The sequence below is a fragment of the Bradyrhizobium amphicarpaeae genome, from assembly GCF_002266435.3.
Classification (GTDB): domain Bacteria; phylum Pseudomonadota; class Alphaproteobacteria; order Rhizobiales; family Xanthobacteraceae; genus Bradyrhizobium; species Bradyrhizobium amphicarpaeae.
The window spans coordinates 4,192,197-4,215,302 of the sequence record NZ_CP029426.2; the positions used below are offsets into that span (position 1 = coordinate 4,192,197).

The following is a 23,106-nucleotide window of genomic DNA, read 5'->3' on the forward strand; positions in this document are numbered from 1 at the left end:
GACTGGCGAATATGGGACGGTGGCCGGCGCCTAAAAAATGCGCCAAGGTTGCAGCGTGCCGGACGCTGGCGATCGTTTGAAAATCGGGGGTGCGCCCCGCACTACTTTAAGCCTGTACTTCCAGTGTCACGCAACCACACGGCACCATGCCATGGTCTGCACGTCACCAGTGTGAGATTTCCCACAAATCGTCGATGCACCCCGGCATCACGATTTCGCGCGCGTCCCCGGCCGTCGGACGCTCTACCGCTTCAGCTGCCACCGCCGCAGCGCCACGACGGCCCAGATCGCTTCGACCAGACCGAACGGCCAGGCACCCTGCAGAAAGCCGTAAGCCGAACCGAGCGCGCAGGACGCGGCGAACAGCAGAACGAACCAATGGCTGCGATCTTCCAGGGCGTAGCTGATCAGCATCGCCGTCACGGCGAACAGGCCGAATAATGTCAGTGCATCCATTGTTCCGGGTTCACTCCGCGGCGCGGCGCGTGATATGCGCTACGCCATGCCTGCTCTTATCCTGCCCCTCGTCGATGCTGCAACCCACTGGCCCGCGCGCGGCGCGCTGGTCGGGCTCGACCTCGGCACCAAGACGATCGGCGTCGCGGTGTCCGATCCCGACCGGCGGCTTGCGACCGGCGTCGAGACGATCCAGCGCAAGCAGTTCAAGCAGGACGCGACCCGGCTGCTCGCGATCGCGGCCGAGCGCAGGGTGGTCGGCTTCGTGCTCGGCCTGCCCATCAACATGGACGGCAGCGAGGGTCCGCGCGCGCAATCCACCCGCGCCTTCGCCCGCAATTTTGCCGGCCTCACACCCCTCCCCATCGGCCTGTGGGACGAGCGCCTCTCGACTGCGGCCGTCGAGCGCGAGCTGATCGGCATGGATGTCAGCCGCGCCAAGCGCGCCGAGGTGATCGACGAGCACGCCGCGATCTTCATTTTGCAGGGCGCGCTCGACCGCCTCGCCAATCTCCGTCCAGGGGCCGCCTGACCGATGGCCGTCGTGATCGCGGCGCTGTTGCCGGTCTTCATCCTCATCGTGCTCGGCGTCGTCTTGAAGCGCAGCCTGATGCGGCTCGACACGCAATGGCACGGGCTGGAGCGGCTGACCTATTTCGTGCTGTTTCCGATGCTGCTGATCCAGACGCTGGTGAAGGCCGACCTCACAAAAGTGCCGGTCGCCGGTGTCGGCGGCGCGCTGCTGCTGTCGGCGCTGGCGATGTCTTTGCTCTGCCTCGCGCTCCGCCCTGCCCTGGCGCGGCTCGACATCGACGGCCCCGCCTTCACCTCGATCTTCCAGGGCGCGACGCGCTGGCAGACCTACGTGGCGCTGTCGGTCTCCGCCAACCTGTATGGCGATGTCGGGCTGGCGCTGGCGTCAGTGGCGATGGTCGCGATCATTCCCCTGGTCAACGTCTTCAGCGTCGCGGTGCTCGCACATTACGCAGCGCCCGAGAAGCAGTCGGCACGGACCATCGTCATGACGGTGATCCGCAATCCCCTGATCTGGGCATGTGTCATCGGCCTCGCCATCAACGTCGTGCATCTGCCATTGCCGAAGATCTGGCACGAGGTGGCCGACGCGCTCGGCCGCTCCTCGCTCGCGATCGGCCTGCTCGTCACCGGCGCGGGCCTGCAGCTCAAGGGGCTGCTCCGCCCCAGCCTCGGCGCAACGCTCGGCGTGGCGTTCAAGCTGGTGCTGATGCCCCTGCTAGCGCTGGCGCTCGCGTTGTGGTTTGGCCTGTCGGGCAACAGCCTTGCGATCGTCGCGATCTGCGCGGCGGTCCCGACCTCACCCAGCGCCTATGTCCTCGCCCGCCAGATGGGCGGCGACGCACCGCTGCTGGCGCAAATCATCACGCTGCAGACGATCCTGGCGGCGATCACGATGCCGATCGCGATCGCGCTGGTGGCCTGAACCGGTCATTTCGAGCTCAGCTCTCTCCACGTCATTGCGAGGAGCTTTGCGACGAAGCAATCCAGAATCCCTCCGCGGAAAGAATCTGGATTGCTTCGCTGCGCTCGCAATGACGGAGTCTAAGGCTAGCTCCCCAGCCACATCGTCAGCACCACAGCGGTCAGATTGTTCATCGCGTGCAGCACGATCGTGACCCAGAGCGAATTCGCGCGATGGCGCATGTAACCGAACCACAGGCCGATGGTGAAGACCTCGGCGAGGAAATACACGTCGTATTGCAGGTGCACGATTGTCCAGACCAGCGACGACAGCAGGATCGCGCCGGGCACGCGCAAAAAGCTCGCCGACCAGCCGCGAAACAGGAAGCCGCGTGCCAGGATCTCCTCCGACATCGGAGCGGCCACGCTGAAGGCGAAGAGCAGCAACAGTGCCGCGCCCTTGTCGCGGCCCGATTTCAACAGATCGGTCATGAAGCCCGGCGTCGCCTCACGGCCGAGCGCGCGCGACATCGTCTCCCAGACCACGACGATCAGGATGAGGCCGACCGCACCGAACAGCAGTTGCTTCCAGGACGGCCAGTGCAGCGCGAGATAATCGACGAAGGAGGCCTTCTTGAGGGCAATGGCCAGCCACACCGCCAGGAGCGTTGCCGGCAGGCCCATGATGACCGAGAGCGCGAGTGCCTGCGGTTCGTGGCCGATCGCCTGGACCGAGGCGAGGTCCATGGGAAGACCACGCAGCGCCGCCAGCAGGACGACGGCGCCGATCTGCCCGACGAACATTGCCACGAAGATCAGGAGGCCCCACAGCGCAGTGCCCCAGAACATCCAGACGCGCGGCGGCGCAGGTGTCACGGTCAGCGGCGGATTGTCGGGATTGAGGGAATCCATCGATGGGCTTTCGTTCGGGATACTCACGGCAGCGCCCGCTCCAGCAGCGCGCGGACCTCACCGCTTTCGAGCTCCACGGCGCCATACATGCCGGCGTGGTTGGCCGCAAGACGCGTGCCGGCGAACAGTTCGGCGTTGTGCGGCGACACGCCGTTCAACGCCGCCGCAGCGGCCAGCAGCGCCAGCTTCTCGACGGCGAGGCGCGCGACGCGCTCGCCATCGGCGCGCCGAAAAGTCTTGCCGATGAACGCGACCGTTTCGCCTGCCCCAGGCAAACCCTTCGTCTCGGCCGCAAGCGATTGCAACACCGCCATCGCCGCCTCCGGCTCACGCGAGAGCGCGCGGAGCACGTCGAGGCACATCACGTTTCCGGAGCCTTCCCAGATCGCGTTGACCGGCGCCTCCCGGTAGTGCCGCGCCAAAATGCCGTCTTCGACATAGCCATTGCCGCCGAGACATTCCATGGCTTCATAGAGGAACGGCGGCGCGCTCTTGCAAGTCCAGTATTTGATCGCGGGCGTCAGCAGCCGCATATAGGCGGCCTCCGCCGCATCGTGCGGCGTGCGGTCGAACGCGCGGCAGAGCCGCATCACCAGCGCCGTGCTCGCCTCGACGTGCAGCGCCATGTCCGACAGCACCGCCTGCATCAGGGGCTGGTCGGCCAGATGCTTCTGGAACACGCTGCGGTGACGGGCGTGATGCAGCGCATGCGCCAGCCCAGAGCGCATCAGGCCGACGGAGGCGATCGCGCAATCCTGCCGCGTCAGCTGCACCATCTGGATGATGGTGCGGATGCCCTTTCCTTCCTCGCCGATCCGCTCGGCATAGGCACCTGTGAATTCGACCTCGGACGAGGCGTTGGAGCGATTGCCGAGCTTGTCCTTCAACCGCTGGAACTGGATCGCATTCACGGAACCATCCGGTGCGAAGCGCGGCATGAAGAAGCAAGTCAGTCCCTCGTCGGCCTGCGCCAGCACCAGGAACGCATCGCACATCGGCGCCGACATGAACCATTTGTGTCCGGTGATGCGATAGGCCTCGTCGTCACGTACGGCGCGCGTCATGTTGGCGCGCACGTCGGTGCCGCCCTGCTTCTCGGTCATGCCCATGCCGAGCGTCATGCCGCGCTTCTGCCACCACGGCGCAAAGCTCGGGTCATAGCTCCGGGTCGACAGCACCGGCATCACCTTGTCGAGCAGGTCCGGCTGCATCGCCAGCGCACCGACGGAGGCGCGCGTCATCGTGATCGGACAGAGATGGCCGGTCTCGACCTGGGCTGCCATGTAGAATTTCGCGGCACGAACGACTTCGGCCGCATCGCCCGCAGGTTTGCCGCTCGCGGTCCATGTCGAATTGTGCACGCCGGCATGGGCGCTGTGGGCCATCAGTTCATGATAGGCCGGGTGAAACTCGACCTGGTCGCGGCGATTGCCTTTTGCGTCGAAGCTGCGCAGCTTCGGCGTGCTCTCGTTCGCGACGCGCCCGCGATCGGCCATCGCGGCCGAGCCCCATTGCTTGCCGAACTCGGACAGCTCGCGTTCCGCCGCCGCGCCGCCATTGGCCTTCACCGCATCGACCAACGGCCGGTCCTCCATGAACAGGTCGACGTCCTCGAAAGGCGGCGACTGGTTGAAGACCTCGTGGGTCGCGAAGCTCGGCTGGGTCATCAGGTTTCCTCGGCGCGGAATCAGTTCCGCCGCGGCTGGATCGGGAAATCATAGGGCGCCCCGCCGGCCCCCGGCAGGGAAAAATGCCACCACTCCTTCGCATAGTTCACAAAGCCTTGCCTGGCCATCGCAGCCACCAGCCGCTTGCGCCAGGCGCGCTGCTCCGGCGTGATCGACGGTGCCGCAGTGTGGCCCTTCGTGTCGGTACAGTCGTAGCCGGTGCCCATGTCGACGCTGCCTTCGGGTGCACGCACTTCGACCGGCGCCGTGCAATCGGCATAGCTCCTCGACGGGTCGTACTTGCCCGAATTGTCGGCTTTGAGATCGACCAGCGTGAGATCGAGCGCCGCACCGGTGGAATGCTGCGAGCGACTCGCGATGTAACCGAGGCGGAACAGCTCGGTCTTGGGGATTTTGGGATTGTAGCGCCGCTCGGCCGCGGTCTCATGACCGATCTGCGACCACCTGACCATATCGAGCGAGGCCCGCGCCGGCCGGTAGCAGTCGAACATCTTCAGCGAGAGATTTTGCGCCGCCAGCTCTGCTTGAGCCGCCTTCAGCCGCAGCCCGACCTCGCGCTTCACCACGCATTCACCGGCATTGTAGCCGGCGAGCGGACGGCCGACGAAATTGTTCGACGTGGCGTAGCGGATGTCCTGGATGATGCCGGGGTCGATCTCGCGCAGATAGACGAAGCCGCCGGGAAGCGATTGGGCATGGGCGGTGGAGATTGTTATTGCTGCCAGAAGCGCTGCCAGAGTTCTCTTCACGGAATGCTCCACAATCGTCATGGCCGGGACATTTAGCGCGAAAACGCGCCTCGCGCTTCTGCCCGGGCATGAACGATACCGTGGTCACAGGCCATGCGACGGCCGCAAGACCGACAGATCAGGGGATAACTCACCGCCCCGGCATTGGCCCTTGCCCCCCCAGCCATCCGCGCCTATAGCTCTCGCTTTAATGGCATCAAAATCGACCTTCGTCCTCGGCCACCGGCATTTGCTGGGCATCGAGGGCCTTTCCGCGGCCGACATCAGCGGCCTGCTCGACCTGTCCGAAGAATATGTCGAGCTCAACCGCCAGGTTGACAAGAAGCGCACCGTCCTGCGGGGACGGACGCAAATAAACCTTTTCTTCGAGGCCTCGACCCGGACCCAGTCCTCGTTCGAGCTCGCGGGAAAGCGGCTCGGCGCGGACGTCATGAACATGTCGGTCGCCTCCTCGTCCATCAAGAAGGGCGAGACGCTGATCGACACCGCGATGACGCTGAACGCGATGCACCCGGACATCCTGGTGATGCGCCATCACGCCTCCGGCGCGGTGGAACTGCTGGCGCGCAAGGTTGACGGTTCCGTGATCAATGCCGGCGACGGCGCCCATGAGCATCCCACGCAAGCCCTGCTCGACGCGTTGACCATCCGCCGCAACAAGGGCCGGATCGAAGGTCTCGTGGTCGCGATCTGCGGCGACGTGCTGCATTCGCGTGTCGCCCGCTCCAACATCATCCTGCTCAACACGATGGGCGCCCGCGTCCGCGTGGTCGGCCCCACCACGCTGCTGCCGCCGGGCATCGAGCGGATGGGCGTCGAGGTGGCGCGCGACATGCGCGAGGGGCTGAACGGCGCCGACATCGTCATGATGCTGCGGCTGCAGCGCGAGCGCATGAACGGCTCCTTCGTGCCGTCGACCTCGGAATATTTCCACTATTTCGGGCTCGACCAGAAGAAGCTCGCTTACGCCAAGCCGGACGCGCTCGTGATGCATCCAGGCCCGATGAACCGCGGCGTCGAGATCGACTCGATCGTGGCCGACGGCGCCCAGTCCCTGATCCGCGAACAGGTCGAGATGGGCGTCGCCGTGCGCATGGCGGTGCTGGAAGCGCTCGCCCGTAACCTGCCGAACGCGTGATGCCGATGTTGACCGATCGCCGCCCCATCCTGCTCGCCAATGCCCGCGTCGTCGATCCCAGCAGGGATTTCGACGGTGTCGGCGACGTCCTGATCGCCGACGGCGCCATCCGCGAGACCCGCCGCGGCATCGGTGCGGCCGGCGTCCCCGAAGGCACCGACATCGTCAACTGCTCCGGCAAGATCGTGGCGCCGGGCCTGATCGACATGCGCGCCTTCGTCGGCGAACCCGGCTTCAGCCATCGCGAGACCTTTGCCACCGCAAGCCAGGCGGCCGCGACCGGCGGCATCACCACCATCATCTGCCAGCCCGACACCTCCCCGGTGATCGACAATTCGGCGACCGTCGACTTCGTGATGCGCCGCGCCCGCGACACCGCGATCGTCAACATCCAGCCGATGGCCGCCCTCACCAAGGGCATGCACGGCCAGGAGATGACCGAATTCGGTCTGCTCAAGGCCGCAGGCGCCATCGCCTTCAGCGACGGCGTCCGAAGCGTGACCAATGCGCAGGTGATGCGCCGTGCGCTGACCTATGCGCGCGATTTCGACGCGCTGATCGTGCACTACACCGAGGACCCCGATCTGGTCGGCGAAGGCGTCATGAACGAGGGCGAGTTCGCATCGCGGCTGGGCCTGATGGGTATCCCGAATGCCGCCGAGGCGGTGATCCTCGAACGCGACATGCGCCTCGTCGCGCTCACCGGCGGCCGCTATCACGCGGCCTCGCTGACCTGCGTCGATTCGCTCGAGATCCTCCAGCGCGCCCGTGACGCCGGACTAGCCGTCAGCGCCTCGGTCTCGATCAACCACCTCGCGCTGAACGAGAACGACATCGGCCCCTATCGTTCCTTCCTGAAACTGTCGCCGCCGCTTCGCACCGAGGACGACCGGCGCGCCCTGGTCGCCGCAATCGCCTCCGGCCTGCTCGACGTCATCATGTCCGACCACAATCCCCAGGACGTCGAGGTCAAGCGCCTTCCCTTCGCGGAAGCCGCTCCCGGCGCCGTCGGTCTGGAAACCATGCTGCCCGCCGGCCTCCGCCTCGTGCACAATGGCGAGCTGGACCTGAAGACGCTGATCCGCGCGATGTCGACCCGCCCGGCCGAGTTGCTTGGGCTAGCAGGCGGAACCCTGCGCGCGGGCAGCCCGGCGGACGTCATCGTGATCGACCCCGACGTGCCATGGATCGTCGATCCCGCCGACCTGAAATCGCCCTGCAAGAACACCCCGTTCGACGAGGCCCGCTTTACAGGCCGCGTGGTGCGCACCATTGTCGGCGGCCGGACGGTGTTTGAGCATGTCTGACGTGCGCGATCGTTTGGCTTGGAAGTCAGGACTTTGGAGACGTAGCCATGGGGGAAGACGCAGCCATGGGGCTTGAAGCATTTTTGCCGGTGGCCTTGGTCATCGGCTACCTCCTCGGCTCGATCCCGTTCGGGCTGGTCCTGACCAGGCTCGCCGGCACCCAGGATATCCGTTCGATCGGCTCCGGCAGCATCGGCGCTACCAATGTGCTGCGCACGGGCAGCAAGGCCCTTGCCGCAGGCACCCTGTTGCTCGATGCGCTCAAGGGCACCGTGGCCGTGGTGATCGCCGGCTACATCGCAGGACCCAATGCCGCCATGGTGGCCGGGCTCGGCGCCTTCCTCGGCCATCTCTTCCCGGTCTGGCTCAAATTCAAGGGCGGCAAGGGCGTGGCGGTCTATATCGGCATCCTGCTCGGACTGTTCTGGCCCGGCATGGTGGTGTTCTGCCTGATCTGGCTGGCGACCGCCTTCACCACCCGCTACTCCTCGCTCTCGGCGCTGGTGGCGGCATTCGTTACGCCGATGTTCCTGTGGTGGTTCGGGCATCTCGCATTGGCCGCGCTGACGGCGCTGCTGACGCTGCTGACGTTCTACGCGCACCGCGAGAACATCAAGCGCTTGCAGACCGGCAAGGAAAGCCGCATCGGCCAGAAGGCGTAGCCGCGTCGCGGACAGCGTCGAGGCAAAGTCTCTGAAGCCAGGGCATCTACGGATACCGAGGCTCCTCTCCGCATTATATGTCAAATCCTGTTCGCAACTGCCGGCGTTCTCGGGCCGGGAGTAGCGAACAGGTTCCATGCCTGTCATCCTGACAGTGGAAATGACGTTACGCGGTTGCTCTGAATGAGCGAAAAGTCTGACGGCCCCCATGACGACGCTGGCTTGCAGGGCACTGCAGCGAGCCGGCTGCTGTCGACGACCTGCATCTGGTCCGATACCGACGCACCGCCTCCAGCGCCCCCAGCCGTTTCGCCGCCCGCGCCAGCACCTGCACCCGTCGAGGCCGTCACGGCGGCTGCTCCGGTTGAGCAGGCTCGTTCCACCCCGTGGCCGCCGCGACGATTGTCGCTGGCGCTGCAGGGTGGTGGCACCTTTGCCGCCTTCACCTGGGGCGTGCTGGAGCGGTTGCTGGAAGAGCCGATCGAGATTGACACCATCAGCGGCGCCAGTGCCGGCGCCATCAATGCGCTCCTGCTCGCCTCCGGCCTTGCCGAAGGCGGCCGCGAAGCTGCACGTAGCCGGCTGAGCCGGTTCTGGCTCCGCCTGATGCACGAGGCCTCGTTCCGCTCGCTGATGCTGGTCGGTGGCTTCTCGCCGGCGGGAAGCTCGGTCGCATTCGGTCCGACCTTGCGCTCCGGCCGGTTCGATCCGATCGATCTCGATCCGCTGCGGCAGGCGCTGTCGCGCGACATCGACTTTTCCGCCTTACGCGACGCGCGGTGCCCGAAGCTGCTGATCGCGGCGACGCGGATTCGCGACGGCCAGCAGCAGATCTTCCGCAACGACGCCATCACCGCCGACGTCGCGCTGGCCTCGACCTGTCCGCCCTTGGTTCACTGCGCCGTCGAGATCGACGGCGAAGCCTATTGGGACGGCGGCTTCGGCGGCAATCCGCCCCTGCTGCGGCTGGCGCAGGAGACGGCGACGGCCGACGTCCTGCTCGTCCAGGTCACGCCGGCGCGCGACAGCTACGTGCCGATCACGCTTGCCGCGATCGACCGCCGGCTGGACCAGATCGCGGCCAACGTGGCGCTCAATGCCGAGATCGCGGGGATCGAATGGGCGCGGGCGCATGCCGCGCCGTCGCTGCGCCTCACCAGGATCGCGGCGGAAGATTCCGTTGACGGCCTGGCGCAACGTTCGTCCACCGATCTCGGCCGCGGTTTCATTCGCCTGCTGCACCGGAGCGGTCGTCACGCTGCCGAGCGCTGGCTCGGGCAAGGCACGACCGCGACACAGGATGCCGCGCCCGCGCGGGCCGAGCCGGCCCTGGTCTGATCCCTCGCCTACCCGGCAAAGCCCGACCTTGCGGGCACAGGCGCCTCGCGCAGCGGCTCGATGGCCAACCGGTAGCCGGCAAGGCGCGCGATCGGCGCAAGCACGGCGAACAGCAGTTTTTGCAGCCAGATCGGTACGCCAGCCAGATACATGTGATCGCGATATTCGTGCAGCACCAGCGCGATCAGCAGGACGTTCGGATCGCCGGCGCCGGAGAACCATTTGGGCTGCTTCATCGTGAGCGTGACGAAATTGGCGAAGAAGCGCAGATGCTGCTGTGCCGGCGTGAAGGAGACCTCGAGCTCGGCGTGACCGTCGCCGGCATTGGCGAAATAATGCGATCTGCCGCGTGGCACGGTCACGCTGCCGCCGGCCTCCACCACTTGCTCGCGCCCGTCGACGACGAATTTGACGCGACCGCTCCTCACTGAAAAATGCTCGTCCGCGCAGGGATGCACGTGCACGAGCGCGTTGCCACCGCCCGAGCCGCCGTTTTCGAGGATCACGCCGAAACGTGCGATGTCACGGTTGTCGAGCAGTCCGCAGAAGACAAACGTTTCCTTGTTGAATGCATTGCGCAGCCGGGTGCCGCGGGCGGATTCTGTCGACATGTTTGCGTCTCCTTGCGAAGTCTGGAGACGCGCTGGTAGCGGCCTAGCTGACGAACGTATTGTAAAAATCCGACGAGGCGAGTTCCTCGTTCCAGCCCTGCATCTTGTCGGTCGCGACACGCCGGCAGAACGCCTCCGGCGAGCTTCCCGCGAAAGTGTGGAAGTCGCGGATCAGATGCGCCTGGTCGGTGAATCCGCACGCATGCGCGACATCGGCCCAATCGGCGCCGGACCGGCGCGCCGCGATCGCCTGCAGCATCCGCTCGATCCGCGCGAATTGCTTCGCGCTCGTGCCGATCTCGGCCTTGAAGCGGCGCTGAAGGCTGCGTTCGCCGATGTCGAGGCCATCGGCGAGGCCGCGCATCGAGATCGCCGGATTTCGCCTGATCGCTCGCATCGCCCGCGCAACCGGCGGATCGAGGCGCGACGGCCTCCGCCTCTGCTCGAGAAAGCCCTGCATGCAAGTGACGCGCGCCGCCGCGCTGCCGGCGCCGGCGAGACGTTCTTCAAGCCGTGCGGCAACGTCGTCGCCGAAGATGTCGGAGATTTCGACGCTGGCGTCGAGCAGGTCGGCAGGCCTGACCCCGAGCACGCGGTCGGCCGCCTCGGGTTTCAACCGCGCCAGCACGACCCCGACCGGACCGCTCGGCGTCAGTGCCGCCGCACGGGTCTGCATGCCGTTGACAGTTCGCTTATAGGCTCCGCGTTGCGAGGCCATCGGCGATCGATAATGCACGATCAGGACCGGCGATGTCGTCGGCAGCACCTTGATCGTGCGCGCGCAGGCGGTCGCAGCATCCGCCAGATCGACATCACAATAGGTCTCGACGATCTCGCCGAGACTTTCACTCGCGGCGAAGAATTGGGGGCCGCGTGGACCCTGTCGGTGCGGGAGAGTCATGTATTCAGCTGGTCGGCCGAGCGGCGGAGTTGCCTCCGCCGCGTTGATATGAAGTTGAGGCTCACGCCCGTGCCAGCGCGTCCTCCAGGAACCACGCCGCCGCGAGTGCGACCGGATCGTTGCCGAAGCGCGCGATCACCTGCACGCCAACAGGCAGGCCCCCCACCTTCAGCACCGGCACGTTGACGCAAGGATTGCCCATCAGCGTCCAGAGCCGGTTGTAGCGGGGGTCACCGGTGGAGGCGAGCTCCTTGGCCGGCGGCGTGCCCGGCGCCGAATAAGTCAGGAGCACGTCGACGCCCTCGAACACTTCGCCGAGCTCGCGGCGGCCGCGGCGGCTGATCCGGCGCGCCTCGTCGTAGTCCTTCGGGGTCAGATGGGCGGTGGCATCGAGGCTTGCCCGCAGCATCGGCGCGATCTCGTCGTGACGTTCAGAAAACTCCCAGGCCAGCGCGCGATGTGCCTCGAAATCCTGGACGATGGGATGGATGCGCCAGGCCTCCTGCACTGCCTCCGGCAGATCGATGGTTTGGACACTGGCACCGGCACGTTCGGCGGCCTTGATCGCGGCCTGCAAGCCCTGTTCGGCGGCGGGCTCGACGGCGCCTGCAAACTCCTGCCGGACCACGCCGATGCGCGGCGATTTCGCCGGAACGATGCCGGCAAACTCGGTGCGCCCCGTCATCGCCAACAGTCCGCGCGCGAGATCTTCCGCGCGCGATCCGAACAGGCCGACGGTGTCGAGCGCCCACGAATAGCACTTCACGCCGACCGTCGGCAGCATGCGGAACGACGGCTTGATCGCGGCGGTCCCGCAATAGGCGGCGGGCCGGATCACCGAGCCGCCGGTCTGGGTGCCCAGCGCCAGCGGGATCATGCCGGCACCGACCGCTGCCGCCGAGCCCGAGGACGAGCCGCCCGGCGTATGCCCTGTGTTGTGCGGATTGAGCGTCGGCGTCGGATCGCGCGAGGCGAACGCCGTCGTCGTGGTCTTGCCGATGATGGTGGCGCCTGCCCGCTTCAGCATCATCACCACGGGCGCATCGGCGCGCGGCTGCCAGCCACGATAGATCTCCGAGCCCATCTCGGTCGGCATATTGACGGTGTCGATGATGTCCTTGATGCCGACCGCGATGCCGCGCAACGGGCCGGAGGCTTGCGCCTTCGCAGTCCTGTCGTGACGGACGAAGGCGTGGACGTCCTTCTCCCTGGCCTCGATCGCCGCATGCGACTGGGCGATGGCGTCATCGGGCGACAACTCGCCGGCTTCGATGCGGCGCTGGAGGTCGGCAAGTGAGATCATGGCAATACCCTTCTTATTGGCATCGCTTTTAGCATTGGCGCGAGGCCACGCAAGCGCACGCCGCTGTTGCGCAACGCCCTCAGGTTGTTCCATGCTGTCCCTGCAAGGAGACGCCGTGGACGCCATCAATCCGAGCATGGAGCTGACCGAGGCCGAGCGGATCGACCGCCTGCGGCTGATCCGCTCCGACAATGTGGGCCCGCGCACGTTCCGTTCGCTGGTCGATCATTTCGGCAGCGCGCGGGCGGCGCTGGAGCGGCTGCCTGATCTCGCGCGACGCGGCGGTGCGCAGCGGTCGGGGCGCATCTGCAGTGCGGACGAGGCCAAGGCTGAGCTCGCCGCGAGCCGCAAATTCGGCATTGCCTGGCGTGCGCCCGGCGAGGACGGCTATCCGGCGCGGCTGGCGATGATCGACGATGCGCCACCGCTGCTTGCGGTGCGCGGCGATGCCAAGACCTTGATGCGGCCGATGATCGCGATCGTCGGCTCGCGCAACGCCTCCGGCGCCGGGCTGAAATTCGCAGGCCTGCTGGCGCGCGAGCTCGGCGAAGCCGGCTTCATCGTCATCTCCGGGCTCGCGCGCGGCGTCGATCAGGCCGCCCATCGCGCCAGCGTCGAAAGCGGCACCGTCGCGGTGCTGGCCGGCGGCCAGGATTGCATCTATCCGCCCGAGCATGGCGATCTGCTCGCGGCGATCCTCGACCATTCGGGCGCTGCGATCTCCGAGATGCCGCTCGGCCATGAGCCGCGCGCCCGCGACTTCCCTCGCCGCAACCGCCTGATCTCGGGCGCCTCGCTCGGCGTCGTCGTGGTGGAAGCCGCGCACCGCTCGGGCTCGCTGATCACCGCGCGGATGGCGGCCGAACAGGGCCGCGAGGTGTTCGCGGTGCCGGGCTCGCCGCTCGATCCGCGCGCCGCCGGCGCCAACGATCTGATCAAGCAGGGCGCGACCCTCGTCACGGAAGCTGCCGACATCATCAATGCCGTCGCACCGATCATGGAACGGCCGCTGATGCACCCGATGAGCGAGCCCGACAGCGAGCCGTTCGAGACCGATCCGCAAGGCCACGACCGCGACCAGATCACCGGCCTGCTCGGCCCCACGCCGATCTCGATCGACGATCTGGTGCGAATGTCCGGCGCCTCGCCCGCGATCGTGCGCACCGTGCTGCTCGAGCTCGAGCTTGCCGGCAAGCTGGAGCGTCACGGCGGCGGGCTGGTGTCGCTGCTTTGATCAGGCTCGGACTCTTACCCTCCCCTGGAGGGGGAGGGTCGATCGCGCGCAGCGCGAGCGGGGTGGGGTGATCCCTCCGCTCGGGCACTATCGGACGTGGAGAGACCGTCACCCCACCCCGGCTCACATTTCGCTGCGCTCTATGTGAGCCGACCCTCCCCCTCCAGGGGAGGATAAGACCGATTGCGCGGCACGCAGCGCGCCTGCTCCTCGTTCTCCGCCTCAGCTGTCGTTGCGCTGATCAAACTTCGTGCGCGCCGCCTCGATCAGCATCAGATGGTCGATCGCCCACTGCCCGAGCGCTTTGACCGGCTGTTGCAGCCCGCGGCCGAGATCGGTCAGCTCGTAATCGACGCGTGGCGGAATTGTCGGGAAGATCGTGCGCGTGACGAGGCCGTCGCGCTCCAGCCCGCGCAGCGTCAAGGTCAGCATCCGCTGCGAGATGCCGTTGATCATGCGCTTCAGCTCGTTGAAGCGTTTCGGCCCGTCGCTCAGCATCATGATGACGAACACGCTCCATTTGTCGCCGACGCGGGAGAGCACGGAGGCGACGCCGCGGCAATCGGCATGGTCCGGATCCGGCAACCGCGGTGCAGGCAAACCGGTGTTCTCAGGTTTCAAGGATGTGCCCATGGCTCAAAAAAGTGCGTTCTTGCGGGGATTTCGGCAGTCACTCATGTAGCTCTGGTTACAAACCTATACCAGGGTGACCTCAAATGAAACTGCTCCATATCGATTCCAGCGTGCTCGGACCCCATTCTGTCTCCAGGCAGGTGTCCGCGGCCATCGTCGACCGGCTCCGGCAGGCGACGCCCTCGCTGGAGATCGTCTACCGCGACCTGACCCAGACCCCGCTGGCCCACCTCTCCGGCTCGCACCTCGCCGCCGCGCAAGGCGCTCCTGCCGCCGCAGAACTCGGACCCGACCTTGCCGCAAGCGCGGCCGCGCTGGACGAGTTCCTGGCTGCCGACGTCGTCGTGATCGGCGCACCCATGTACAATTTCACGATCCCGAGCCAGCTCAAGGCCTGGATCGATCGCATCCTGGTGGCGGGCAAAACGTTCAGTTACGGGGCGAATGGGCCCCAGGGCCTTGCCGGCGGCAAGCGTGTGATCGTGGCCATCTCGCGCGGGGGCCATTACGGCGCGGACATGCCGACCGCCGCTGGCGAGCATCTCGAAACCTATCTGCGCTGGGTGTTCGGCTTCATCGGCATCACCAATCCGGAATTCATCTTCGCAGACGGCATCCAGCTTGGGCCCGAGCACCGCGAAAAGGCGATTGCCGGCGCGCTGCAATCGGCAACGAACCTGCGCGCAGCCTGAAGCTTCGGCAACATCAGCCGCCGCCCGATTGAGCGGCGGCTGACATGTACGTGCGCGCTAAAACCAGGCGCCTTGAATGCCCAGGATGACGGCGACAAGCGAGACGAACAACCCGATGCCGGCAAACAGAACCACTCCGATGAGTTCGGACGTATCGGAGCGCTTGGCGGGAATGGCGGAATTTTCGGTGAAAATGCGCGGTGCTGAAATCGACGAAAAAATGCGAGCTGCCTTTGGCATCACGGGCTCCTTTGAAATGAGTCTTTTGACCCCTGCCCGTAAAAGGGTCTTGGCAGCGCAAGCGAAGGTTCAACACCTCGCGCAAGGTTCAGAGAATTACATCTCGCAAGACGCAGGAACCGGTCGGCACAACTGCTGAGGCTGCGCCGACCGATTCAATTTTCGCAAACGTCGATCAGCCGCGATAGATCGGAGCGCCAGCCGGAGCGGCAACCGCGCCGCCGTCGACGAAGATCTCCTGGCCCTGAATGTGCGCGGCGTCGTCGGAGGCGAGGAACAGCACCGTCTTCGAAATGTGATCCGGTTCACCAATCCGGCCGAGCGGCGTGGCCAACCCGATGCGCTTCTCGAACGCCTTCTCCGCTTCGGGCGTTGCAATCGCGGCGCCCCAGATCGGCGTGCGGATCGCACCAGGCGCGACCACGTTGACGCGGATGCCGCGCGGCGACAACTCGGACGCCATGATCCGCGCCATCGCGCGGACGCCGGCCTTCGCCGCGCCGTAGGCGGAGTAACCGGGAATGCCGAGCACCGAGATTACCGAACCGTTGAGGATGATCGAGGAATTGTCGTTCAGATAAGGCAGCGCCGACTGCACCGTGAAGAACACGCCGGTCAGATTGGTGCGGATGACCTTCTCGAAGGCCTCCAGCGTTGCCGAGCCGAGCGGCGTGCCGCCGGCGCCGGCGATGCCGGCATTGGCGAAAACGATGTCGAGCTTGCCGAATTTTTCGCTGCCCTGCTTGATCGCAGCATCGGTCGCCGCGATGTCGGTGGCGTCGGCAACGAGCGCGATTGCGTTCGGCCCGAGCTCCTTCGCAGCGGCGTCCAGCGTCTCCTTGTTGCGCCCGGTGACGATCACCTTCGCGCCCTCGGCCACGAACAGCTTGGCCGTCGCCAGGCCAATGCCGCTGTTGCCGCCGGTAATGAGTGCCGTCTTGTCCTTCAGTCTCATGTTCGTCTCCAGTGGTTTCATAATGAAACTATGTTGCGATCTAGGCCAAATGGTTTTATGATGCAACCACACAAGCGCGTGATCGACGCCGAAATCGTGCGAATGCGACAGGACAAAAGACGATGGTGAAACGAACCAGCTTCGAAGGCGATGCCTGCCCGATCGCGCGGTCACTGGAAGCGATCGGCGACTGGTGGTCACTCCTCATCATCCGCGAGGCGCTGTTCGGCGTACGTCGCTTCGGCGAGTTTCAGAGCAAGCTCGGCATGGCCAGGAACATCTTGTCGGCGCGGCTGCGATCGCTGGTCGACCACGGCATTCTGGAAACCGCCCCCGCCTCCGACGGCAGCGCCTATCAGGAATACGTGCTGACGCCGAAGGGCCGCGGCACCTTCCCGATCCTGGTGGCGCTGCGGCAATGGAGCGAGACGTTCGACGAACGCCCCGAGGAGATCGCGACCGTTTTGGTCGACCGCGAAAAGGGCCGCCCGGTGAAGAAGCTCGAAATGCGTGCGGAGGACGGACGGCTGCTTACACCCGCGGATACGATGCTGAAGCCGCGACCGGCGCCGCGACGGCGGTCGGCTTGATGGCTCACGACCCCGGCGTCATTGCGACGCGGTGAGAGCCGCCCGCTCAACTCTATGACCGTCACCCTGAGGCGGCCGCTTCTTCAGCGGCCCTCGAAGGGCGACGGCCCGGCTGCAGCGACGGGGGCCGCTCATCCTTCGAGGCTCCCGGCGCGATGCCCTGCATCGCGCCACTCGCGCCTCGGGATGACGGAGCCGATAAAGGCGGAAACCTCACGACAGCTTGCGCTTGCTGCGCAGCCGCAGATGCTCGTCGGCTTCCAGCTTGGTCATGCCAAGGAGATAATGCAGCACGTCGAGCTTGTGGCGCTCGGCGAGCTTGCGCAATGCTCCGACCTGCTCGGCGATGAAAGTGACAGCCTCGTCCGCGCCGCCCTCCCCCGGTTCCTCGTGACGCGAGCCTCCCGGCGCGCCTGATGCGGCGCGCGCCCGCTTCTTTCCCGGCCTAGTCAACAGACCCCACCCGAATCCATGCCCCATGGAAACATTACGCCGATAGCGCTCGCAACTCCAAGGTGGTATTTTACAACTTTCTCGATATGAAACTTTTCCCATCCGGGCGGCTTTCAACAGCCCTCGATTTGACAGCGGAGGCCTCACCACCCATGTTCGGGTCGAAACGGCCGACCCGAGTCCTTTCGTTTTCGGCCCCCAATTTTCCCATAAGTTACTGGAACTACATGAATATCGTCATTGTGGAGTCGCCGGCGAAAGCCAAGACGATCAACAAGTATTTGGGCTCGTCCTATGAGGTTCTGGCCTCGTTCGGCCATGTCCGCGACCTGCCCGCGAAGAACGGCTCCGTCGATCCCGATGCCAATTTCAAGATGATCTGGGAGGTCGACCCTAAGGCGGCCGGCCGGCTCAACGACATTGCGAAGTCCCTGAAGAACGCCGACCGCCTGATTCTCGCCACCGACCCTGATCGTGAGGGCGAGGCAATCTCCTGGCACGTGCTGGAGGTGCTGAAGGAAAAGCGCGCGCTGAAGGACCAGAAGATCGAGCGCGTGGTGTTCAACGCCATCACCAAGCAGGCGGTCACGGACGCCATGAAGCATCCGCGCCAGATCGACGGCGCGCTGGTCGACGCCTATATGGCGCGCCGTGCGCTGGACTATCTGGTCGGCTTCACCCTCTCCCCCGTCTTGTGGCGCAAGCTGCCGGGCGCCCGCTCGGCCGGCCGGGTGCAGTCGGTCGCGCTGCGCCTCGTCTGCGACCGCGAGCTCGAGATCGAGAAGTTCGTCGCCCGCGAATATTGGTCGCTGATCGCGACCCTGTTGACGCCGCGCGGCGATGCCTTCGAGGCCCGCCTGGTCGGCGCCGACGGCAAGAAGATCCAGCGCCTCGACATCGGAACCGGCGCGGAAGCCGAAGACTTCAAGAAGGCGCTGGAGACGGCCGCCTACGCCGTGACCTCGGTCGACGCCAAGCCCGCCCGGCGCAATCCGCAGGCGCCCTTCACCACGTCGACGCTGCAGCAGGAAGCCAGCCGCAAATACGGCTTCGCGCCGGCGCACACCATGCGCATCGCGCAGCGGCTTTATGAAGGCATCGACATCGGCGGCGAGACCACCGGACTCATTACTTATATGCGGACCGACGGCGTGCAGATCGACCCGTCCGCGATCACCCAGGCCCGCAAGGTGATCGGCGAGGATTACGGCAACGCCTACGTGCCGGACGCGCCACGCCAGTACCAGGCCAAGGCCAAGAATGCGCAGGAAGCGCACGAAGCCATCCGCCCGACCGACCTCTCACGCCGCCCCGACAGCATGAGCCGCAAGCTCGATTCCGATCAGGCCCGGCTCTATGAGCTGATCTGGAAGCGCACCATCGCCAGCCAGATGGAATCCGCCGAGCTCGAACGCACCACCGTCGACATCACGGCGAAGGCGGGCTCCCGTACGCTGGAGCTGCGCGCCACCGGCCAGGTCGTCAAGTTCGACGGCTTCCTCGCGCTCTACCAGGAAGGCCGCGACGACGAGGAGGACGAGGATTCCCGCCGCCTGCCCGCGATGAGCCCGAACGATGCGCTCAAGCGGCAGTCGCTGTCCGTCACCCAGCATTTCACCGAGCCGCCGCCGCGCTTCTCGGAGGCCTCGCTGGTCAAGCGCATGGAAGAGCTCGGCATCGGCCGGCCCTCGACCTATGCCTCGATCCTCCAGGTCCTGAAGGACCGCGGCTACGTCAAGCTGGAGAAGAAGCGCCTGCACGGCGAGGACAAGGGCCGCGTCGTGGTCGCGTTCCTCGAAAGCTTCTTTGCCCGCTACGTCGAATACGACTTCACCGCCAATCTGGAAGAGCAGCTCGACCGCATCTCCAACAACGAGATCTCCTGGCAGCAGGTGCTGAAGGATTTCTGGACCGGCTTCATCGGCGCCGTCGACGAGATCAAGGACCTGCGGGTTGCCCAGGTGCTGGACGTGCTCGACGACATGCTCGGACAGCACATCTATCCGCCGCGCACGGACGGCGGCGATATCAGGCAGTGCCCGAACTGCGGCACCGGCCGTCTCAATCTCAAGGCCGGCAAATTCGGCGCCTTCGTCGGCTGCTCGAACTATCCGGAGTGCCGCTACACCCGCCAGCTCGCCGCCGATGGCGAGGCCAGCGCCGATCGTTCGCTCGGCCAGGACCCCGAGACCGGTCGCGATGTCTGGGTCAAGGCCGGCCGTTTCGGCCCCTACATCCAGCTCGGCGAGCAGAAGGATTATGCGGAAGGCGAGAAGCCGAAGCGCGCCGGCATCCCGAAGGGCACCTCGCCCGGCGATGTCGAGCTCGAACTTGCGCTGAAGCTGCTGTCGCTGCCGCGCGAGATCGGCAAGCACCCCGAGACCGGTGAGCCGATCACCGCGGGCCTCGGCCGCTTCGGGCCTTTCGTCAAGCATGAGAAGACCTATGCCAGCCTGGAAGCCGGCGACGAGGTGTTCGACATCGGCCTCAACCGCGCGGTGACGCTGATTGCGGAAAAGGTCGCCAAGGGCCCGAGCCGCCGCTTCGGCGCCGATCCCGGCAAGGCGATCGGCGACCATCCGACGCTCGGCACCGTCGCCGTGAAGAGCGGCCGCTACGGCGCCTATGTCACGGCCGGCGGCGTCAACGCGACGATCCCGAGCGACATCGAGAAAGACGCCGTCACGCTGGCGCAGGCGATCGCCCTGATCGACGAGCGCGCCGCCAAGGGCGGCGGCAAGAAGCCGAAGAAGGCTGCGAAGCCGGCCAAGGCCAAGAAGGCTGCCGCGGACGGCGATGACGCCGCGCCGAAGAAGAAACCGGCCGCGAAGAAAGCGGCCAAAACCAAATCCGAATCCACCAGCAAGGCGCGCGCCGCCGTGCCGTCGACCGCCAAGACTTCAGCGGTCAAGACGTCGCCGACCAAGCCCGCCGCCACCAAGGCTCCGGCCAAGAAGAGTGCCGGCAAGACTTAGTATCAAGACTTGAGATCAAGAATTAGAGGTTAAGTGAAACGCAAGAATGACCATGGCTTTCCCGAGCGGCAAGCCATCGTCGCCTTCATCAAGGCAAATCCCGGAAAGGTCGGGACCCGCGAAATTGCGCGCGAGTTCGGCCTGAAGAACGCCGATCGCGTCGAGCTCAAGCGCATCTTGCGCGAGCTCGCCGACGACGGAACCATCAAGAAGAAGCGTCACACGGTATCCGAACCGGACGCGCTGCCGCCGACGCTGGTCGCCGACATCACGGGCCGCGACGCTGACGGCGAGTTGATCGCCTCCCCCACCGAATGGGACGAGGTCGAAAGCAGCGAGCCCCCCAAAATCCGCATCCAGATGCCGCGCCGGCCAAAGCCGGGCACCGTGGCCGGCGTCCGCGACCGCGTGCTGCTGCGAGTCGAGCCCTCGGGCGAGGCCGAAGGCCCGGCCTGGCGCGGCCACATCATCAAGGTCTTCGACAAGGCCAAGAGCCGCATCCTCGGCGTGTTCCGCGCGCTGCCCGAAGGCGGCGGACGGCTCGTCCCCGTCGACAAGAAGTCCGCCGACCGCGAACTGAACATCGCCTCGGCCGACACGAACGGCGCGCAGGACGGCGACCTCGTCAGCGTCGACATCGTCCGCACGCGCAGCTTTGGGCTGGCGTCCGGCCGGGTCAAGGACAAGCTCGGTTCGGTCAAGTCGGAGAAGGCGATCAGCCTGATCGCGATCTACGCCCACGACATCCCGCTGCAATTCTCGCCCGCCGCGATGCGCGATGCGGAAGCGGCCGAGCCGGCCAATTTGAAGGGCCGCGAGGATTGGCGCGACGTGCCGCTCGTCACCATCGATCCGCCCGACGCCAAGGATCATGACGACGCGGTGCATGCGCAGCCCGATGACGATCCCAACAACAAGGGCGGCTTCGTCGTCAATGTCGCCATTGCCGATGTCAGCTTCTACGTCCGGCCGGGCAGCGCGCTCGACCGCGACGCGCTCGACCGCGGCAACTCGGTCTATTTCCCCGACCGCGTCGTGCCGATGCTGCCGGAACGCATCTCGAACGATCTCTGCTCGCTGGTGCCGCGCGAGCCGCGCGGCGCGCTCGCGGTGCGCATGGTGCTCGGCCCCGACGGCCGCAAGCGCTCGCACAGTTTCCATCGCATCCTGATGCGCTCGGCGGCCAAGCTCAGCTACGCGCAGGCGCAGGCCGCGATCGACGGAAGGCCGGACGACACCACCGGCCCCCTGATCGATCCGATCTTGAAACCGCTCTACGCGGCTTACGCCTGCGCCAAGCGCGCGCGCGACGAGCGCGATCCGCTCAATCTCGATCTGCCCGAGCGCAAGATCCTCCTGAAAAGCGACGGCACGGTCGACCGCGTCGTGGTCCCCGAACGTCTCGACGCGCACAAGCTGATCGAGGAGTTCATGATCCTCGCCAACGTCGCGGCCGCGGAGATGCTGGAGAAGAAATCGCTCCCGCTGATCTACCGCGTGCACGACGAGCCGACCCTGGAGAAGGTCCACGCGCTCGCGGAATTCCTGGAGTCGCTCGACGTTCCCTTCGCCAAATCCGGCGCGCTGCGTCCCACCACGTTCAACCGCGTGCTGGCCCAGCTCGAAGGCCATGATTACTATCCGCTGGTCAGCGAAGTCGTACTGCGCGCCCAGGCGCAGGCCGAATACTCTTCCGAGAATTACGGGCATTTCGGCCTGAATCTGCGCCGCTACGCGCATTTCACCTCGCCGATCCGCCGTTATGCCGATCTCGTCGTGCACCGCGCGCTGGTCCGCGCGCTGGGCTTGGGCGAAGGCGCCCTGCCCGACAGCGAAACGCCGGAAACCCTGGCTGAAGTCGCCGCCCACATCTCGGTGACCGAACGGCGTGCGATGAAGGCGGAGCGCGAGACCGTCGACCGGTTGATCGCCCATCACTTGGCCGACCGCATCGGTGCGAGCTTCCAGGGCCGCGTCTCCGGCGTCACCCGCGCCGGGCTCTTCGTCAAGCTGGCCGAGACGGGCGCCGACGGCCTGATCCCGATCCGATCCCTCGGTGCGGAATATTTCAACTATGACGAGAGCCGCCACGCCCTGGTCGGCACGCGCAGCCGCACCATGTATCAGCTGGGCGACGTCGTCGACGTCCGCCTGATCGAAGCCGCCCCGATCGCAGGCGCGCTGCGATTCGAGCTGCTGTCGTCCTCCAGCGAGGCCGCGCCGCGCGACCGCAGGCCATCCGGTCCGCAACGCCGGCCCTCGCTCAAGGCGCAGCCCGGCCGCAGCCCGGACAGAAAACGCAAGCCGCCGAAGCCGAAGCCCGGCAAGAAGGGCCAAGGAAAAAACAAAGGCAAGAACAAGGGCAAAGGCAAGAAGGGCAAAGCATGGTGACCATGAGCACGGCCCCGAAAATCTGGACGCGCGAAACGGGTCTCGTCGAGAAGCGCGATCTCTGGACGGCGATGAAGCGCGGCTTTCGCGGCCGCTGCCCGCGCTGTGGCGAGGGCAAACTGTTCCGCGCCTTCCTCAAGACGGCGGACAATTGCTCGGTGTGCGACCTCGATTTCACGCCGCACCGCGCCGACGATCTGCCTGCCTATCTCGTCATCGTCATCGTCGGCCACATCGTGGTGCCCTCGATCCTCTGGATCGAGACCAATTATTCGACGCCGGTCTGGATCAGCTTCGCGGCCTATCTGCCCTTCACTTTCGTCGCCTCGCTGGCGCTGCTGCAGCCCGTCAAGGGAGCTGTGGTCGGGCTGCAATGGGCTCTGCGCATGCATGGGTTTGACGACAACCCTCCGGATGGTATTCCGCCTGTGTAAGCAAGAA

Annotated in this window: 23 protein-coding genes; 12 read left to right on the top strand and 11 right to left on the bottom strand. The window is 66.0% G+C overall.

The features are described from left to right. Positions 1–243: 243 nt before the first annotated feature. The gene (locus CIT40_RS19485) at positions 244–456 is read right to left on the bottom strand and encodes a hypothetical protein (protein WP_094891879.1); all 213 of its coding nucleotides are present in this window, start codon (positions 454–456) and stop codon (positions 244–246) included. Positions 457–502: 46 nt separating this feature from the next. On the opposite strand from CIT40_RS19485, the gene ruvX reads away from it, so the two are divergent. Together ruvX and CIT40_RS19495 are read left to right on the top strand one after the other, a co-directional pair. After that, complete coding sequence (gene ruvX / locus CIT40_RS19490; protein ID WP_094892059.1) at positions 503–988, top strand: Holliday junction resolvase RuvX; 486 nt, start codon at positions 503–505, stop codon at positions 986–988. Positions 989–991: 3 nt separating this feature from the next. Continuing rightward, entirely contained in the window at positions 992–1,915 is a 924-nt protein-coding gene (locus CIT40_RS19495) for an AEC family transporter (RefSeq protein ID WP_094891880.1), read from the top strand. Positions 1,916–2,040: 125 nt separating this feature from the next. On the opposite strand, the gene CIT40_RS19500 is transcribed toward CIT40_RS19495, so the two are convergent. From CIT40_RS19500 to CIT40_RS19510, 3 genes are read right to left on the bottom strand one after another with little or no spacing between them, the layout of a single operon-like run. Further along, the gene (locus CIT40_RS19500; protein WP_094891881.1) at positions 2,041–2,805 is read right to left on the bottom strand and encodes a CPBP family intramembrane glutamic endopeptidase; all 765 of its coding nucleotides are present in this window, start codon (positions 2,803–2,805) and stop codon (positions 2,041–2,043) included. A 23-nt stretch (positions 2,806–2,828) separates the two neighbouring features. Further along, positions 2,829–4,472, bottom strand: a complete 1,644-nt coding sequence (locus tag CIT40_RS19505; protein WP_094891882.1) for an isovaleryl-CoA dehydrogenase — start codon at positions 4,470–4,472, stop codon at positions 2,829–2,831. A gap of 20 nt (positions 4,473–4,492) precedes the next feature. Then, complete coding sequence (locus CIT40_RS19510) at positions 4,493–5,263, bottom strand: M15 family metallopeptidase (RefSeq protein ID WP_094891883.1); 771 nt, start codon at positions 5,261–5,263, stop codon at positions 4,493–4,495. 169 nt (positions 5,264–5,432) lie between these two features. On the opposite strand from CIT40_RS19510, the gene CIT40_RS19515 reads away from it, so the two are divergent. The 4 genes from CIT40_RS19515 (at position 5,433) to CIT40_RS19530 (ending at position 9,687) form a co-directional block, all read left to right on the top strand. Next, positions 5,433–6,380, top strand: a complete 948-nt coding sequence (locus CIT40_RS19515) for an aspartate carbamoyltransferase catalytic subunit (RefSeq protein ID WP_094891884.1) — start codon at positions 5,433–5,435, stop codon at positions 6,378–6,380. Between the two features lie 5 nt (positions 6,381–6,385). Beyond that, a complete protein-coding gene (locus CIT40_RS19520; RefSeq protein ID WP_162307874.1) occupies positions 6,386–7,687 on the top strand; it encodes a dihydroorotase in 1,302 nt (433 codons plus the stop codon). A 65-nt stretch (positions 7,688–7,752) separates the two neighbouring features. After that, positions 7,753–8,349, top strand: a complete 597-nt coding sequence (plsY, locus tag CIT40_RS19525; RefSeq protein WP_094891886.1) for a glycerol-3-phosphate 1-O-acyltransferase PlsY — start codon at positions 7,753–7,755, stop codon at positions 8,347–8,349. A 183-nt stretch (positions 8,350–8,532) separates the two neighbouring features. Beyond that, positions 8,533–9,687, top strand: coding sequence for a patatin-like phospholipase family protein (locus tag CIT40_RS19530; protein WP_094891887.1), 1,155 nt, complete (start codon positions 8,533–8,535; stop codon positions 9,685–9,687). A gap of 8 nt (positions 9,688–9,695) precedes the next feature. Here the strand turns inward: CIT40_RS19530 and CIT40_RS19535 are convergent, their stop codons facing one another. The 3 genes from CIT40_RS19535 to CIT40_RS19545 all read right to left on the bottom strand — a co-directional run bounded on the left by CIT40_RS19535 (position 9,696) and on the right by CIT40_RS19545 (position 12,502). Continuing rightward, positions 9,696–10,298, bottom strand: coding sequence for a cupin domain-containing protein (locus tag CIT40_RS19535; RefSeq protein ID WP_094891888.1), 603 nt, complete (start codon positions 10,296–10,298; stop codon positions 9,696–9,698). Positions 10,299–10,341: 43 nt separating this feature from the next. Beyond that, positions 10,342–11,199, bottom strand: coding sequence for a helix-turn-helix domain-containing protein (locus tag CIT40_RS19540; protein WP_094891889.1), 858 nt, complete (start codon positions 11,197–11,199; stop codon positions 10,342–10,344). 61 nt (positions 11,200–11,260) lie between these two features. After that, the gene (locus CIT40_RS19545; protein WP_094891890.1) at positions 11,261–12,502 is read right to left on the bottom strand and encodes an amidase; all 1,242 of its coding nucleotides are present in this window, start codon (positions 12,500–12,502) and stop codon (positions 11,261–11,263) included. A gap of 91 nt (positions 12,503–12,593) precedes the next feature. On the opposite strand from CIT40_RS19545, the gene dprA reads away from it, so the two are divergent. Beyond that, positions 12,594–13,736: a DNA-processing protein DprA gene (dprA, locus tag CIT40_RS19550; RefSeq protein ID WP_094891891.1), complete on the top strand. Its 1,143-nt coding sequence runs from the start codon at positions 12,594–12,596 to the stop codon at positions 13,734–13,736. Positions 13,737–13,958: 222 nt separating this feature from the next. Here the strand turns inward: dprA and CIT40_RS19555 are convergent, their stop codons facing one another. Next, entirely contained in the window at positions 13,959–14,369 is a 411-nt protein-coding gene (locus tag CIT40_RS19555; RefSeq protein ID WP_094891892.1) for a winged helix-turn-helix transcriptional regulator, read from the bottom strand. An 83-nt stretch (positions 14,370–14,452) separates the two neighbouring features. Here CIT40_RS19555 and CIT40_RS19560 point away from each other — a divergent pair, with 83 nt between their 5' ends. Continuing rightward, positions 14,453–15,061, top strand: coding sequence for an FMN-dependent NADH-azoreductase (locus tag CIT40_RS19560; RefSeq protein ID WP_094891893.1), 609 nt, complete (start codon positions 14,453–14,455; stop codon positions 15,059–15,061). A 57-nt stretch (positions 15,062–15,118) separates the two neighbouring features. Here the strand turns inward: CIT40_RS19560 and CIT40_RS19565 are convergent, their stop codons facing one another. Both CIT40_RS19565 and CIT40_RS19570 read right to left on the bottom strand, forming a co-directional pair. Next, positions 15,119–15,301, bottom strand: coding sequence for a hypothetical protein (locus tag CIT40_RS19565; protein WP_094891894.1), 183 nt, complete (start codon positions 15,299–15,301; stop codon positions 15,119–15,121). Positions 15,302–15,476: 175 nt separating this feature from the next. Further along, a complete protein-coding gene (locus CIT40_RS19570; RefSeq protein WP_162307577.1) occupies positions 15,477–16,256 on the bottom strand; it encodes an SDR family oxidoreductase in 780 nt (259 codons plus the stop codon). A gap of 122 nt (positions 16,257–16,378) precedes the next feature. Here CIT40_RS19570 and CIT40_RS19575 point away from each other — a divergent pair, with 122 nt between their 5' ends. Continuing rightward, positions 16,379–16,846, top strand: a complete 468-nt coding sequence (locus CIT40_RS19575) for a winged helix-turn-helix transcriptional regulator (protein ID WP_094891896.1) — start codon at positions 16,379–16,381, stop codon at positions 16,844–16,846. A gap of 213 nt (positions 16,847–17,059) precedes the next feature. On the opposite strand, the gene CIT40_RS19580 is transcribed toward CIT40_RS19575, so the two are convergent. After that, on the bottom strand, positions 17,060–17,299 hold the full coding sequence (locus tag CIT40_RS19580) for a hypothetical protein (protein WP_094891897.1): 240 nt from the start codon (positions 17,297–17,299) through the stop codon (positions 17,060–17,062). Between the two features lie 227 nt (positions 17,300–17,526). On the opposite strand from CIT40_RS19580, the gene topA reads away from it, so the two are divergent. The 3 genes from topA to CIT40_RS19595 are packed head-to-tail and all read left to right on the top strand — an operon-like array spanning position 17,527 to position 23,099. Continuing rightward, the gene (gene topA, locus CIT40_RS19585; RefSeq protein ID WP_094891898.1) at positions 17,527–20,274 is read left to right on the top strand and encodes a type I DNA topoisomerase; all 2,748 of its coding nucleotides are present in this window, start codon (positions 17,527–17,529) and stop codon (positions 20,272–20,274) included. A gap of 33 nt (positions 20,275–20,307) precedes the next feature. Next, complete coding sequence (gene rnr / locus CIT40_RS19590; RefSeq protein WP_094891899.1) at positions 20,308–22,665, top strand: ribonuclease R; 2,358 nt, start codon at positions 20,308–20,310, stop codon at positions 22,663–22,665. Then, complete coding sequence (locus tag CIT40_RS19595; RefSeq protein WP_094891900.1) at positions 22,659–23,099, top strand: DUF983 domain-containing protein; 441 nt, start codon at positions 22,659–22,661, stop codon at positions 23,097–23,099. Before rnr ends, CIT40_RS19595 begins: the two co-directional genes overlap by 7 nt. The last annotated feature ends 7 nt before the right edge of the window (positions 23,100–23,106 follow it).

Excerpts from the sequence above, each read along its gene's own strand:
- CIT40_RS19595 (WP_094891900.1), top strand. The coding sequence starts at position 22,659 with ATGGTGACCATGAGCACGGCCCCGAAAATCTGGACGCGCGAAACGGGT.
- CIT40_RS19540 (WP_094891889.1), bottom strand. The coding sequence starts at position 11,199 with ATGACTCTCCCGCACCGACAGGGTCCACGCGGCCCCCAATTCTTCGCC.
- CIT40_RS19535 (WP_094891888.1), bottom strand. The coding sequence starts at position 10,298 with ATGTCGACAGAATCCGCCCGCGGCACCCGGCTGCGCAATGCATTCAAC.
- CIT40_RS19530 (WP_094891887.1), top strand. The coding sequence starts at position 8,533 with ATGAGCGAAAAGTCTGACGGCCCCCATGACGACGCTGGCTTGCAGGGC.
- plsY (WP_094891886.1), top strand. The coding sequence starts at position 7,753 with ATGGGGCTTGAAGCATTTTTGCCGGTGGCCTTGGTCATCGGCTACCTC.
- CIT40_RS19485 (WP_094891879.1), bottom strand. The coding sequence starts at position 456 with ATGGATGCACTGACATTATTCGGCCTGTTCGCCGTGACGGCGATGCTG.
- CIT40_RS19505 (WP_094891882.1), bottom strand. The coding sequence starts at position 4,472 with ATGACCCAGCCGAGCTTCGCGACCCACGAGGTCTTCAACCAGTCGCCG.
- CIT40_RS19560 (WP_094891893.1), top strand. The coding sequence starts at position 14,453 with ATGAAACTGCTCCATATCGATTCCAGCGTGCTCGGACCCCATTCTGTC.
- CIT40_RS19510 (WP_094891883.1), bottom strand. The coding sequence starts at position 5,263 with ATGACGATTGTGGAGCATTCCGTGAAGAGAACTCTGGCAGCGCTTCTG.
- CIT40_RS19500 (WP_094891881.1), bottom strand. The coding sequence starts at position 2,805 with ATGGATTCCCTCAATCCCGACAATCCGCCGCTGACCGTGACACCTGCG.
- CIT40_RS19565 (WP_094891894.1), bottom strand. The coding sequence starts at position 15,301 with ATGCCAAAGGCAGCTCGCATTTTTTCGTCGATTTCAGCACCGCGCATT.
- CIT40_RS19545 (WP_094891890.1), bottom strand. The coding sequence starts at position 12,502 with ATGATCTCACTTGCCGACCTCCAGCGCCGCATCGAAGCCGGCGAGTTG.
- CIT40_RS19515 (WP_094891884.1), top strand. The coding sequence starts at position 5,433 with ATGGCATCAAAATCGACCTTCGTCCTCGGCCACCGGCATTTGCTGGGC.
- CIT40_RS19495 (WP_094891880.1), top strand. The coding sequence starts at position 992 with ATGGCCGTCGTGATCGCGGCGCTGTTGCCGGTCTTCATCCTCATCGTG.
- CIT40_RS19575 (WP_094891896.1), top strand. The coding sequence starts at position 16,379 with ATGGTGAAACGAACCAGCTTCGAAGGCGATGCCTGCCCGATCGCGCGG.
- dprA (WP_094891891.1), top strand. The coding sequence starts at position 12,594 with ATGCTGTCCCTGCAAGGAGACGCCGTGGACGCCATCAATCCGAGCATG.
- CIT40_RS19520 (WP_162307874.1), top strand. The coding sequence starts at position 6,386 with ATGTTGACCGATCGCCGCCCCATCCTGCTCGCCAATGCCCGCGTCGTC.
- CIT40_RS19555 (WP_094891892.1), bottom strand. The coding sequence starts at position 14,369 with ATGGGCACATCCTTGAAACCTGAGAACACCGGTTTGCCTGCACCGCGG.
- topA (WP_094891898.1), top strand. The coding sequence starts at position 17,527 with ATGAATATCGTCATTGTGGAGTCGCCGGCGAAAGCCAAGACGATCAAC.
- ruvX (WP_094892059.1), top strand. The coding sequence starts at position 503 with ATGCCTGCTCTTATCCTGCCCCTCGTCGATGCTGCAACCCACTGGCCC.
- CIT40_RS19570 (WP_162307577.1), bottom strand. The coding sequence starts at position 16,256 with ATGAGACTGAAGGACAAGACGGCACTCATTACCGGCGGCAACAGCGGC.